The 14049-nt window shown below is 35.0% G+C and carries 14 protein-coding genes, 1 pseudogene and 1 other annotated feature; of the genes and pseudogenes, 13 read left to right on the top strand and 2 right to left on the bottom strand.

Going from position 1 to position 14049, the window contains the following annotated elements; translation table 11 throughout:
* Positions 1-301: 301 nt before the first annotated feature.
* The gene (locus Q1A47_RS17555; protein ID WP_026679732.1) at positions 302-1558 is read right to left on the bottom strand and encodes a tetratricopeptide repeat protein; all 1257 of its coding nucleotides are present in this window, start codon (positions 1556-1558) and stop codon (positions 302-304) included.
* Positions 1559-1851: 293 nt separating this feature from the next.
* Here Q1A47_RS17555 and Q1A47_RS17560 point away from each other — a divergent pair, with 293 nt between their 5' ends.
* The 10 genes and pseudogenes from Q1A47_RS17560 (at position 1852) to Q1A47_RS17605 (ending at position 8160) form a co-directional block, all read left to right on the top strand.
* Positions 1852-2736: a helix-turn-helix transcriptional regulator gene (locus Q1A47_RS17560; RefSeq protein ID WP_026679733.1), complete on the top strand. Its 885-nt coding sequence runs from the start codon at positions 1852-1854 to the stop codon at positions 2734-2736.
* An 86-nt stretch (positions 2737-2822) separates the two neighbouring features.
* Positions 2823-3031 (top strand) — a binding site (T-box leader).
* 40 nt (positions 3032-3071) lie between these two features.
* On the top strand, positions 3072-4100 hold the full coding sequence (locus Q1A47_RS17565) for a S66 peptidase family protein (RefSeq protein WP_026679734.1): 1029 nt from the start codon (positions 3072-3074) through the stop codon (positions 4098-4100).
* Between the two features lie 89 nt (positions 4101-4189).
* The gene (locus Q1A47_RS17570; RefSeq protein ID WP_161629255.1) at positions 4190-4354 is read left to right on the top strand and encodes a hypothetical protein; all 165 of its coding nucleotides are present in this window, start codon (positions 4190-4192) and stop codon (positions 4352-4354) included.
* 264 nt (positions 4355-4618) lie between these two features.
* Positions 4619-4816: a helix-turn-helix transcriptional regulator gene (locus Q1A47_RS17575; RefSeq protein ID WP_026679735.1), complete on the top strand. Its 198-nt coding sequence runs from the start codon at positions 4619-4621 to the stop codon at positions 4814-4816.
* Positions 4816-5280: a hypothetical protein gene (locus Q1A47_RS17580; RefSeq protein WP_026679736.1), complete on the top strand. Its 465-nt coding sequence runs from the start codon at positions 4816-4818 to the stop codon at positions 5278-5280. Before Q1A47_RS17575 ends, Q1A47_RS17580 begins: the two co-directional genes overlap by 1 nt.
* A gap of 474 nt (positions 5281-5754) precedes the next feature.
* Positions 5755-6315, top strand: a complete 561-nt coding sequence (locus Q1A47_RS17585; RefSeq protein ID WP_166530981.1) for an AAA family ATPase — start codon at positions 5755-5757, stop codon at positions 6313-6315.
* An 89-nt stretch (positions 6316-6404) separates the two neighbouring features.
* Positions 6405-6890 carry a tetratricopeptide repeat protein gene (locus Q1A47_RS17590; RefSeq protein ID WP_166530982.1) on the top strand — a complete coding sequence of 162 codons (486 nt, stop codon included), beginning with the start codon at positions 6405-6407 and terminating at the stop codon, positions 6888-6890.
* Between the two features lie 29 nt (positions 6891-6919).
* Positions 6920-7522, top strand: a complete 603-nt coding sequence (locus Q1A47_RS17595; protein ID WP_166530983.1) for a GNAT family N-acetyltransferase — start codon at positions 6920-6922, stop codon at positions 7520-7522.
* Between the two features lie 18 nt (positions 7523-7540).
* Positions 7541-7810: pseudogene (locus Q1A47_RS17600) on the top strand (transposase); the annotation flags it as partial.
* Between the two features lie 38 nt (positions 7811-7848).
* On the top strand, positions 7849-8160 hold the full coding sequence (locus Q1A47_RS17605) for a hypothetical protein (RefSeq protein ID WP_121604673.1): 312 nt from the start codon (positions 7849-7851) through the stop codon (positions 8158-8160).
* Positions 8161-8341: 181 nt separating this feature from the next.
* On the opposite strand, the gene Q1A47_RS17610 is transcribed toward Q1A47_RS17605, so the two are convergent.
* Positions 8342-8908, bottom strand: a complete 567-nt coding sequence (locus Q1A47_RS17610) for a TetR/AcrR family transcriptional regulator (RefSeq protein WP_166530984.1) — start codon at positions 8906-8908, stop codon at positions 8342-8344.
* Positions 8909-9176: 268 nt separating this feature from the next.
* On the opposite strand from Q1A47_RS17610, the gene Q1A47_RS17615 reads away from it, so the two are divergent.
* From Q1A47_RS17615 to Q1A47_RS17625, 3 genes are all read left to right on the top strand, one after another.
* Positions 9177-11120, top strand: a complete 1944-nt coding sequence (locus tag Q1A47_RS17615; protein ID WP_226983645.1) for an RND family transporter — start codon at positions 9177-9179, stop codon at positions 11118-11120.
* Positions 11121-11124: 4 nt separating this feature from the next.
* Entirely contained in the window at positions 11125-12951 is a 1827-nt protein-coding gene (locus Q1A47_RS17620; RefSeq protein ID WP_166530985.1) for a YhgE/Pip domain-containing protein, read from the top strand.
* Between the two features lie 176 nt (positions 12952-13127).
* Positions 13128-13883 carry a metallophosphoesterase gene (locus tag Q1A47_RS17625; RefSeq protein ID WP_166530986.1) on the top strand — a complete coding sequence of 252 codons (756 nt, stop codon included), beginning with the start codon at positions 13128-13130 and terminating at the stop codon, positions 13881-13883.
* Positions 13884-14049 lie beyond the last annotated feature (166 nt).

Genomic DNA, 14049 nt, shown 5'->3' on the forward strand with positions numbered 1-14049 from the left:
GCTTTGTTGTCGTATAATAGACATAGGGGCATCTCACCTCTCTGTTTATGTTTGTGTGGTAACTAACATTATACAGGGTTTGGGGAGGTGCTCTAATTTTTATGTCTTTAAAGTCTTGAGCCCCAAGGGCTCTATATTATGAAATTAACTCATCTACTTAATATTAACTTTAATAGGTGTTGAGATGTTATCTGGATAGTCAGCTTCATTTTGCTGTGTTATATATACTAGATTATTTTTAGGAAGATATATAATACTTTGTGTAAATATTATAAATAACATTAGGGAAAATATATACTTATTAATTAAATTCATGATTAAACTCCTTCCCAATTTCTAAAGCTAATTTATAGTAGTAGACTGCTTTTTTATAAAATCCTTTACTCTCAAAAATAGTAGCAGCCATTTTTAAATAAAATTTGTAGTCATCACGATCTCCATTTTTATTAAAAAATGGGATCGCTTTTTTTAATAAAAATGTAAGATTGTCTTCACTATAGAATCCGTTTTCACTGTTGATAATCAATGTTTTAAACTTTATTATATATTCTTCATTTCTTGATTTAATTGCCATATCATAAGCCATTTTAATATCTTTAGTAATTTCCATACCTAAATGTTTATAGCGTATTAAGTATAGTAAATATATAGTGTTTATAGAACTATAGTTTTTTCCTTTAATATTTAAACATCTATTCAAATAACTCACCGCTGTATTCCAATTTTTCTCTTTATACTCTAGGTAACCAAGATTATGAAGTATCCTTGCTTCATTTTTTTTATCACCCTGATTAAGTACTTCTTTTAATGAAATATTAAGGTATTCTTTAGCTAAAGTCATTTCTTTTACAAGCATATAATTGATTCCAAGTAATATATGGCAATTCATTATTTTTATTAGATCTAATTGTTCAATATATATTGCTTTTGCTTTATTTAACATTTCTATAGATCTGCAATAACATTCCATTTTACTCGATGCAATTGCAAAGAAATAGTAGAAGTCACCATCAGGTTGATACTGTTCCACATTTTTTACAGCTAATTCGAATAGTTCCATGCTTGCCGGTATCTTATTTTGCTTTAATAGAAGAATTGCCTTGTTTTTATAATAATGATAAGAATGTTTAGTTATAATAATGTCTAAGTTGTTTTCTATTTCTATTAATAATTTATTTGCCTTATATAAGTCCTTTCTTAATATGGTTAAATCAAGCAACTGATTGAGTAAAAATATGTTTTTTTGATCTTGGTTAAGAGCAAAATACTGATCAATGATTTGTTTATAGGAAATAATGGCTGATTCGGAGTTCTTATTAGTAATAGCATTAAAGTAAGTAATTAATAATTCATCTATGTATGGGTCTTTGCTTTTTTCTAATTTTTCATAAGGTATCTTTAGTTTTTTGCAAAGTAGTAATAGAATTTCTTTACTTGCAGTAATGCTATTATTTTCAACCTTACTAAGGTATGGAATAGAACATATGCCTAGACATACTTCTTCTTGAGTTAGATTAAGTCGCTTACGTTTATTTTTTATATATAGTCCTATACTCATATTACTATCCCCTTCAAATTGATCAGGTATAATGGCTTATATACATATTCTATAATGGTAGCCTAAATTCCTTCTTAATTGGAATAAAAATTTTAATATTACGAAGCAAGATAGAACCTCTTGATAAATAGATGGGTGTTTTATAAGCTAAAGTCTTTCGATCTCCGAGTCTTTTTTTATGTCAAGCTTTTTTACTATCGGTTTTAGGTAGGTTGGAAGTAGAAAAACCGCAAAATTAATCAAAACATACGGATTTCTTTTTGATATTTTAATAAAGAAAGGAGGAACATGCTATCAAATATGAGGATGTCATTAATCAAACGATTACCTATATTGAAGAACATTTGCATGAATTGTTAACAATGGAAGATATTGCGGATTGGGCAGGCTTTTCTAAATATCATTTTCATCGAATTTTTCAAACAACTGTTGGTATGACGATAACGGAATATATTCGAATGCGAAGATTAGCAAATGCATCAGTGGATCTGTTATACACAGACGAACGGATTCTAGATATCGCACTTTATTATCATTTTGAATCACAGGAGGCTTTTTCTAGGGTCTTTAAAAAGGCTTATCATTTGCCTCCTGGGAAGTATCGAAAATTAATGTCGGATGTACTGAAAAATAAGGAGGAATCTTATATGGATAATCAAGTGAAAGGTTGGTTTTTAAGTGGGTCGGACCCGTTTAATTATGAGATGGGAATGGATCGGGAGGTCGTACATTGTGGAAAATCATCAGGCTATTTAAAAGCTAAAACGGTGATTGATTCTTCAAACTTTGCTACGATGATGCAGCAATTCAAAGCAGATAAATTTATCGGAAAACGAATGAGACTATCTTGTTTTTTAAAAACAAAAGATGTAGACACTTTTTCTGGTATGTGGATGAGAGTAGATAATGCTTTTGATGATGTTTTACAGTTTGATAATATGAGTAATCGCCCTATCAAAGGGACTACGCAATGGAACCGATATACGATTGTTTTGGATGTTCCTTCTGAAAGCTCGGTCATATCATTTGGAGTTATACTAACGGGTCAAGGCATTATATGGGCAGACCAATTTCGTTTTGAAGAAGTGGATAAAAATGTGGCAACAACTAATTTGGAAATACAAACAGAATTATTGGATGAGCCAGTAAACCTATCATTCGAGGAGGAAATTAGTTAAAGCGGATGTTTTTTCTAATCGAATTCTTGGGTTCTAAACTTGACAAAAATGTGTATCAATTATAAACTATTGGAAATTTCATAAAAGGAAACACGATGATAGGGAGTATTAAGGATTATTATTGTTAAGAGAGCTGCCGGTTGGTGTAAGGTAGTCAACCCCAACTCGCCCTGGAGTGGTAAGGCTGATATGTAGGTCTTAACGGTTAAGTCCGTAATTGGTTAATGAAGTGGATTTGTTTTGTAAATGAATCAAAAAGAGTGGTACCACGAAGGTAAAGCCTGTCGTCTCTTATGGGATGATGGGCTTTTTTATATGATAAGGAGGGAGTACAATTGAAAATACAATATCCAACTCCCCTACAAAAAGGGGATAAAATTGCTGTTACTGCTATTTCAAGTGGTGTAGAAAGACCGTTACATATTTTATTAGAGGAAGCAAAAAGTAATATGGAATCCCTTGGGTATCAAGTGGAATTGGCAGAAACCGTATGGACTGAAGAAAAAGCAAGAAGTGCAACAAAAGAAAAAAGAGCAAAAGAATTTATGGATCTCTATATGGACCCGACAGTTAAAGCAATTATTCCACCGTGGGGTGGACAATTTTCATTAGAAATTTTTCCATTGTTAGATTGGGAGAAAATCAAGAAGATGCCTCCAAAGTGGATACTAGGATATTCCGATATTAGTACAATGAACTTTGTGTATACAACAATTACTGGCAATGCATCAGCCCATGGAATAAATTTTGTGGAGATGTCTGCACCAACTTTAGATGAAACAAGTAGTGGTTGGGAGCGTGTATTAACAGCTAATCAGAAAGAAATTGTTACACAGCAATCATCTTCTAAATTTCAGTCTTCATGGGAGAAGGTGTTTAAAAACCCGGCAACTGGCTTCTATTTGGATAGCCAAACGGAATGGAAAAGTCTCAATACGAAGGAAACTTTCTCTGGAAGATTGTTAGGTGGTGTCATTAATACACTTCAAAATATTCATGGTACACCATTTGATCAAGTGGAAAATTACCTAGATACGTATACAGAAAATGAAGGGACGATTTGGTATCTTGAAAGTGTTGATATGAGTGCAGCTGAGATTTATCGTGCTTTGTGGCAAATGAAAACGAATGGATGGTTTAAAAATACAAATGGTGTCCTAATCGGTAGATTAAGTGGATATACTCCTACAAAGGATTATCAACTAAAGGATGTATTGATCGATATTTTCTCTAAGGAGAATATCTCATTTATTTACGATGTAGATACAGGTCACTTACCTCCACAACTCACCTTAGTCAATGGTGCTTTGGCACAGGTATTCTATGAAAAAGGTGCTGGGAAAATAGATATACATTTTAAATAAAAATAAACTGGAAGCGATGACGGTAAGAGAAATGAAGGAAGGAGGAGGGAATGGGGATGAAGAGCTTATCGAGGTTCTGGCTACCTTGAGTGCTAGGTGTAATCGTAGCAGTAGTTGCAATAAGCTTGTGGAATAAAAAAGAGATAGATTGGGATCATATTATGACAATGAGTATCGCTGGATTAATTGGTATGTTGATTGCAACAGGAATAAAGATGGCTATAAAAATGGCTAATAGCAAATCTAGTGAATAGTTGTTTGCAGGCTATATTGGAATGCAAAAAGTTGTACACTATAGTTAGTAAAGAAAATGGTGCTTTTAAAGTAAAATGATTAAGATTTTGACTATCGCCAATGGTATAGCCTATTTATTAAGCTATATTGGTGATAATCATGCGGTCCTTTAGGAGGGATCGCTTTTTTATGTAACTAATCGGCTTAGGTTGACTTCTTTTAAATTACAATGTAATATATAAATTGCAAAAGTAATATATAATTTACATTGCGTAGGTGAATGTATGAAAAACAATGTGAAAATAGCAAGAATAAAATTATCGATGACGCAAGCACAATTAGCCAAAAAAGTAGGCGTAACAAGGCAGACAATAGGACTAATCGAGAAGGGAGTATATAATCCGAGTCTCCAACTTTGCATTGCCATAGCAAAAGAACTTCATAAAACGTTAGATGAATTATTCTGGGAGGTGGAAATGTAATGAAGTCATGGCTATCGTTTTTATTACCAAATGACGAATATAAAGAAAAAAAGATTCTTTACTTTTTATCAGAAGGATCCATTGTTCTACTGATAGCGTTATTTAGTATATTTATCAGTAGTCGGTACGTATTCAATTTTCAGCTCGATATAGAATTTGCTTTGTTTGCTTCTATATTCATTTTTTTAGGATATGTTCTATTAAGGTATATTATATCTGGTATGGAATATACAGATGTTGCTACAGAACATGCCTACAAGAAAGAGCTAAAGCATATTTTTAGCAGGACATGTAGTTTTGGGATTATTTATATGTTGCTCTATTTCATTTTTGTCGGTATCCCAAGTAAGCAAAATGAATGGGGAGAGCTTTTGGGATTACTTTTAAGTATTTGCCTCATTTGGTTTATTATAAGTTTTATTTCCTTAAAGATCTCCTATAAAAAGAATAAAGAATTGTTATAATTCATTTTACAGACTAAAAAAGAGCGAGCAGCCTACCAGTACAAAAAAGCTTGTAGAAAACATAGGGGTTTATTTACAAGCTGGCGATTCTTCAACAGAGGAATCGTTATTTTTTTGTCTTTACCTTATTATTTGATAGCTGTTATTTTTGTAATCATTTCTCATAAGGTGAAACGTCATCCCAAATATGGGGAAGTGGGGGATCGACTGTCAGTAAATGTCCGATTAGTTCGAAGGCTTTTAGGTCATACCCTTGTGGTACGAACAATCTGTGTGGGATAAAACAAACCCCCACTGTTTGAGGTTTAACTTTAATGAGGATGTCATTTTTCTCTTTTATATCCAGATTTTAAAATGGGTAACATGTTATTCTATGCCTTTCTATAATTCATTTATAAATGAGAAGAAGGAAATTAGTAATAATCTATCGAATTCTAAATTTTCAGCATAAAAATTTAGAAGAGGAATGTGCTATTGAAAAGATTAGTAATTATTACAGTTGGTAAAACACATAGCGGGAAAACTACATTTGCTAAAGCCCTTGAGCAACAGCTACATCATTCATTGGTGATCGACCAAGATAACCATGCTGAATTCATCAACACCTATTACAAACCCTTACTACCAAAACAAGGGCCCAATGCTATTAAATACACGATCACACAATCAATTGTTAGTTATGCTGTTCAACAAACTAATTTACATCTCATTCTTTGTAACTCAAATCGTTCTCGCAAGGATCGTTTAGAACTGCTTTCGTATTTTCAACGTAACGGTTTTACTAGCATTCTTGTTAATTTTGATATCCCTGATCCTATTCTGCAAGAGCGAGTGATTAAAAGTCAGCGCAGTACAGCTATATTTAGGTTTGTTTCCAATTTTGAAGAAGTGCTTACGCGACAACAAGCGGAAACGGATAAGGAGGATATAAAAGCACCATTGATAGACGAAGCAGATCATTTATTTGTAATCAAAAAAGAGCCAGAAGTTCAGTCTGTTATTCAAAGAATAGTAACTTTGGAAGCAAACGTATAACCTATGTATCACCGACTTGGATTGTAGATAATTTAATCAATAATCGAGTTACGGAATCCAATCTAATAAAAACATCGGAGCTGAAAATGATGAAAAGAGAATTAGAAAAAGCGATTCACTTACGTAAAAATGGAAACCATAAAGAATCGAATGAATTGCTCATCAAACTGGTACAGCAATTTCCTGAAAATGCATCGATAAATTATCAATGTGCTTGGAGTTTTGACTTACTAGGAGTAGAAATACAAGCTGTACCTTATTATGAAAAAGCGATTCAATTAGGGTTATCATCAGAGGAGTTGGAAGACGCATTATTGGGGCTAGGGAGTACGTATAGAGCATTAGGTGAATATGAAAAGTCAAAAGATACATTTCTAAAGGCTATCGAGTTATTTCCTGATAATCGAGCCATTCAAACGTTCTATTCAATGACGTTATATAATCTAAGTGAACATAGTAAAGCAATGGAGATATTACTAAACTGTCTAGTAGATACGACAACTGATGAAAAGATAGAACGCTACAAAAAAGCAATTAATTTCTATGCTAATCAATTAGATAACATTTGGAAGTAGATTAGAACATGTAGGTTTGGAGTGATTACATGGTAATTAGGACATACGAAGATAATGATGAGAAAGGCTGGTTGCGATGTCGAGTATTATCATTCCTGGATACTGCTTATTTTGATGATGTACGAAGAGAGAAGGAAAATTATGCTCATCCATCTGTTGAACTAGTTGCAGAAGAGGGTAACCAGATTATAGGTATCATGGATATTGAATGTGAGCAGAAACCAAATACAATCTGTTCTAATGAAAATATAATTAGCGGAATGATTTGGCATATTGCAGTTCATCCAGACTTTCAAAGAAAGGGAGTTGCTACAGCACTATTAGACAAAGCCATTAAATATCTTAGAGATATGGGGATTCGTCGAATCGAAGCATGGACACGGGATGATAGATGGGTGAACAGCTGGTATGAATCAAATCATTTTATAAAAAAGGATGCTTATTTTCATGTTTATATAGAGGGGAAAGAGGTAGAAGGCACGCTGAAATCAGAAGTATTACAATTAACACCAGTTTCCGCATGCGCCCACTATATAGGTAACAACGAAGAAATCTTGAATAGATTTAACAGAGTCCATGAATGTAGCATGTATGAGCTAATATTAAATCATGAGCAACACAATAATCATTAATTTTTGGTTCTATAAAGGTCGAAATTCATCAATGCCTATAAAAGTGCCAGTTCAAGACTTATCAAGAGGGATTTTCCTCCTGTTCGTAAAAAGTTATGGAAAGAAATGTTTTGGTCAAGGAGTTTTTGTTTGTTGACGACTGGCGATTCGTCAGCTACCAAAAGTGGCGATTACCCGAGAAACCCCCACTTCAAGCAACCCGTAAGGGTGGTTAGTGGTGGGAGTAGTTCACGCTTGCGAGTCATTAATGTAGGTTGGTGGAAGGGATTTCACCTTATGGGCGTATAAGACTCGTTTAACAATGGTAAAGGTGAGGGATATTTCAGATGAAACATAAAAAGGCGAAATTAAATGAGGGATATACTATATTTAAACCAATAGGAGTGAAGGTAGAATATCCTATTGTCGATTTAGAGAAAAAACAAGTAACTGGAACTGTATCATCTCATGACAAAATTTATTTAACCGTGCTTGTAGATTTAAAGGCAAATAGAGTCCATGTAAAGGGGAATGTGGAAGGATTAGAAAATAATACGATGGACAACAACGCTTATACAAGCATGATTAAAGCCGAAGCTAGATTTTTTGTTGAGAACCATATTTCTAATCCGAAAGAGTACTATAATCAGTTCAAATAATTGAAGTTTCACTTTATCGGGTTTCTTATTGTTAATGAATTTAAGCTTGAAAATATGCTATGACTAAAACGCACAAAAAGATGACCACGAATTTATGTCGTAATCATCTTTTGAAAGTCTTGGTTTATCTGTATTTGAAAACTGAACGAAAATGGATGTGTGTTTTTCCGTACGTTATAGATCAAGAGTTTTGATCTATTCCATTAATGGCAATGCTGTTAATAATTTGGGCAATTTGCTGAGGTGTTTTATCCATGTCGTTGGCAAGCCAATGTTTAATGACGTGAATACTACCGCTTATAATAAATGTACTTATGTATTCAGATACAGCCGCATCATTTTCCTGACAATCCATCCACGTAGTAATGAGAAAGCTACGTGCTACTTCCATTACTCTTCGCTCAAAAGAAGTATCCCCATTTTCATTTAATAGGACGTTACAGATATCAGACTTTGAAACGATATACTCCAATAGTCTTTCTGTTGTTTGTAACGACTTCTCGATTTCACTAAAATTATGTTGACTTAAATAGGTGTTCATATCTGCAATGATTTCTTCTTCTATTTGTCTAAGTAAATCAAATTGATCTTTGTAGTGTGTGTAAAAGGTAGAACGGTTAATATCTGCTTGCTCACAAATTTCTTTAACGGTAATTGCTGCGATTTGCTTCGTGCTTAACAAACTAATTAAACTATCCTTCAATACCATGCGTGTATATTTCTTTCGTCGATCTAATTTCGGGTTCATACATTGTTCACACTTTCTTTACATTGATATCCAACATTTCAAAAAAATCTGTTGCTTTTTATACGTATGTTTATAAACTGTTTGTTGTTAATCCAACACGGTGTATATTATAATAATAAAAGATTTGAATTAACGATGCAAGAGAGGATGAACACTGATTGAATGGACAGCGCAGATACTAAGGCATAAAAAATCGGTTGTACTTACATTTGTGATATTGGCAGCTATTTGTGTTGTTGCCCAGTTTGCCGTATCAGTTAACTACAATATGGTAGATTATCTCCCGGAGGATGCACCGTCTACCGTTGCCATGGAAACGATGGATGCAGAATTTGATGGGGCGGTTGCAAATACCCGTGTGATGATGAAAAATGTTAGTATTCAAGAGGCTTTAGCAGTAAAAAAAGATCTAGAAGCCATTGATGGCGTCTCAGAAGTAACGTGGCTGGATGATGTAATCGATATAAAAACACCAGTAGAAATGGCAGACGAAGATACGGTGGAATCCTATTACAAGAACGGGAATGCACTGTTTTCTTTTCATATTGCTGAAGGAAAAGAAGTAGATACGACAGATGCAATCTACCAATTAATTGGTAAAGACAACGCGATGTCTGGTGAGGCACTTGATACAGCAACATCACAGAAAATGACTGGGAAAGAGACGATGTATGCTGCAGCATTGCTAATACCAATTATTATTTTAATTCTTATCCTATCCACAAGATCATGGGCTGAGCCGGTATTCTTTTTAACAGCAATTGGAGTTTCTGTACTTATTAACTTGGGTACCAATGTATTTATTTCTGAAATATCCTTTGTTACACAATCTGTTGCACCAATTTTGCAACTTGCCGTATCGCTCGATTATGCTATATTTCTGTTGCATAGTTTTTCTGATCACCGAAGGGAAGTAAATAGTCCAGAAAAAGCGATGCAACTAGCGATGAAGCAATCTTTCCCTGCAATTGCAGCAAGTGCTTCTACAACGTTCTTTGGATTTATTGCATTGACCTTTATGGATTTCGAAATCGGTGCAGATTTAGGTCTCAATTTAGTAAAAGGTATCTTACTTAGCTTCATTAGTGTAATGGTCTTTTTACCAGCACTAACCGTAATGTTTTATAAATGGATTGACAGAACACAGCATAAACAATTATTGCCGAGCATTCCTAATGTCGGGAAGTCGCTGATAAGACTACGTATTCCAGCGCTAATTATTGTCATGGTTTTGATTATCCCAGCTTTCTTAGGACAAAGTCAGACTAATTTCATGTATGGAGTTGGTGATCAGCCAGAATCGACCCGTGCGGGGAGTGATTCGATAAAAATTGAAGACAGTTTTGGCAAACATACACCAATGGTTCTATTAGTTCCGAAAGGAGATCTTGCCAAAGAGGAAAAGCTGGTAGATGATTTAAATGAATTACATGCTGTAAAAAGTACTGTATCCTATGTTGATTCAGTTAGTGCTGCTATACCACCTGAATATTTAGATGAATCGGTAACAGATCAGTTCTACTCAGAAAACTATAGCCGGATTATCTTAAATTCGACTATTGATGCTGAAGGTGAAGAAACATTTGATTTTATTGATGAAGTAAAAGCAACGGCAGCAGACTATTATGGTGATGATTATCATGTGCTAGGAGAAAGTGTAACTCTGTATGACATGAAGCATATCGTAGAAAAAGATAATACAGTCGTAAACGTACTGACGGTTATGATGATAGCAATTGTCTTACTGGTTACGTTCCGGTCGATTTCACTTCCAGTAGTATTATTAGTAACGATTCAGTCGGCTGTATGGATTAATTTATCCATTCCATACTTTACAAATACATCTCTCGTATACGTAGGGTACTTGATTATTAGTACGGTACAGCTTGCGGCAACAGTTGATTACGCTATTTTATTAACGGAAGCATATAAAGAAAACCGCAAGCAAATGACCGCTAAGGATGCCATCCGAAAGACCATTAATGAAAAGATATTTTCCATTGGAGTTTCTGCTTCCATTCTTTCCAGTGTTGGATTCATTTTATGGCTTACGTCAACGAATCCGATCGTATCGTCCATTGGACTATTGCTGGGACGAGGTGCGTTATTAGCATTTGTAATGGTTGTCTTACTCCTTCCGGCATTGTTACTCGTTTTTGACCGAATAATTGAAAAAACCATATGGAAACCAAATTTTTATAAGGGGAAGTGATGAAGTGCGAACAAAAAAAGTAAGTCTTGTGATATGGAGCGCAATTCTTGTATTAGCTTCCTTTCCGCCAGTTACGCTCGCCACTGAAAAGTCAGATAAGGAAGATGCTACTACTCAAAACGATGGAGCGTTCTCTTCCAAGGATGAAGTCATATATGGAAATATGGATGCAAATGGAATGATGCAGGATTTGTATGTAGTGAATACATTTCGTGTAACAGAGCCAGGAAAAATGATAGATCATGGGAATTATACAGCTATCAGGAATTTAAGTAATTTGCACGAAATGGAAAAAAAACAGAATAATACCGTGCATTTTCAAGCAGATGAAGAAGAATTTTATTATCAGGGAAAAATGGAAAACCAGCCATTGCCATGGGATGTTTCTATCACCTATTTGCTGGATGGAAAAGAAATCGAACCAAATGATTTAGCTGGAAAAAGTGGATCTTTGGAAATCCAATTATCGACATCAAAAAATGAAGAGGTAGATCCTGTATTCTTTGAGAATTATATACTACAAATTGCCATTACACTTGATCCGGCAAAAGCGAATAACATCCAAGCTCCAGAGGGAACGGAAGCTAATGCTGGTAAAAATAAGCAAATTACCTTTTCGGTAATGCCTGAACAAGAAGAAGAGGTAATTGTATCAGCAGATGTCACCAATTTTGAAATGCAGCCAATTGAAATAAACGCAGCGCCTTATTCCATGTCTATTGAAAGTCCAGATATCGGTGGCATGACTGGGAAAATGCAGGATTTAGCTGGAGCGATTAGTGAAGTTAATTCAGGTGTTGGTGAGTTAAGTCTTGGAATTGATGAACTCAATCAAGGGGCAAAGGAAATAAGTAATGGTTCAAGTGAATATCGAAGCGGTATCAAAGAGCTAGATCAATCCTCTAGCGTATTAGTTAATGGGTCTTCTTCCATTCAGGATGCAATAAAAAAGATAAATAAATCTGTTCAAGCGAGTACTGGGAATTTAGATCTTAGTCAGCTTCAAGAATTACCAGCAGGGCTCCGTCAAGTTGCTGGAGGCTTGAAAAAAAACGCTCAAGGTATTGACACGTTAAAAGAAAACTATAGCAAAGCATATCATAAGTTGGATGAAGCAATCGCCAATGTTCCTTCCTATAATATTAGTGAAGCACAGATAAACAAGTTATATGAAAGTAATGCAAATAAGGAAGTAGTTAATCAATTAGTAGAGACATATAGAGCAGCAAATGCTGCAAAACAAACATATAATGCAGTTAAAGGCGCATTTGGAAGTGTGACAGATTCACTAAATCAATCTGCTAGCGGCACAAGGGAAATGGCAGCTAATTTAGAAGCGATGGCATCAGAATTAGAGAAGGCTCTTAAAAACATGGATGGAATGGATGCCATGGCTCAGCTTCAAGAAGGATTTTCTTCTCTATCTTCCGAATACCAATCTTTCCATAATGGGCTATTAAGCTATACAGATGGTGTAAGTAAGCTGGCATCTTCGTACGGAAAGCTAGATACTGGTATACAAGAACTGGAAAAAGGAACCGCTGCAACCAGTGATGGTGCAAATGAACTGCATAAAGGCACCAACGAGTTACAGGAGGCGACGAATGATTTACCAGGACAAATTAAACAAGAGACAGATGAGATGATGGAGGAATATGATAACTCCGATTTTGAGCCAAAGTCTTTTGTATCTGACCAAAATAAGAATGTCGAAGTTGTTCAATTTGTCTTGCAAACAGAAAGCATTAAAATTCCAGAACCTGAAACAACCGAGGCACCGGTAAAAGAGGAAAAGGGGATTTGGGAACGATTTTTAGATCTTTTTAGATAAAAGAAAATAAGCCTCCTTACTTGGAAAAGTGGGGAGGCTATTGTATCTACTGCTCTGTTCTAACATTTATCTCTCCATTAATGAAATAGTTAAGAAAAAATATACATAAAAATGACAGAGGGTTCTGCAATCTGACTGTAGAAATATATAAGAACACTAGATATAGGAGTGTTAAAATGAAAATTGCTGCTCTTTATGATATTCATGGGAATTTACCAGCACTCAATGCAGTGCTGAACGAGCTTAAAGAGGTACAACCGGATTTGATTTTCATTGGAGGAGATATTGTTTCTGGTCCTATGCCAGAAAAAACGTTAGAACGCTTGATTCAGTTGGGTGATAAGGCTCGCTACATTCGTGGGAATGGCGATCGAGAAGTGGTGATGGCCTTTGAGGGTGAGTCGCTCGAACATATGTCTGAAAAAGGTAGTGAGAAGCAACAATGGGTCGCCAATCAACTAACTAGCTCCCAACGCGATTTTTTATCTAAAATGCCAACAAAGAAAACGCTTTATATTAAGGGGTTAGGTAATATTTTATTCTGTCATGCTACCCCAACTAGCGATGAAGAGATATTTACACCCCATACATCAAAGGAACGCCTCGAAGCCATTTTTAATGATGTGAACGAACCAATTGTAGTATGTGGACACACACATATACAATTTAAGGCAGAGGTTGGGGATCTATGTATTCTTAACGCGGGAAGTGTAGGAATGCCATTTGCAGATGAACGTGGTGCTTATTGGCTCTTACTCAGTTCTCAGGGATATGAATTTCGACGTACGCCATATGACGAGGAAGCAGCTGCCAAAGAGATAGGTGCTAGTAATGATCCGCAGGCTCAAGCGTTTGTTAACACATATGTTCAGAATGTAATGACAAAGAGTAAGGGAATGGAAATCTTAGAAAGCTTGGTAAAGAAACGCTGATTTTCATGCTTAGTTAAGTATGATCGTCAATGTGGTCGGCATTTCAGTAGATACAAACTGGATCTTATGGTACCTAGCTTTTTTTAAAAAAGTTAAGAAAGTATAAAATCAGTGCAATGACTGCGTTAAGCCAAGTAGTTATTTTGAAATGTTTGATGTATATTGG

It is taken from the genome of uncultured Virgibacillus sp., assembly GCF_947495635.1.
GTDB classification, from domain to species: Bacteria; Bacillota; Bacilli; order Bacillales; family Amphibacillaceae; genus Virgibacillus; species Virgibacillus salarius.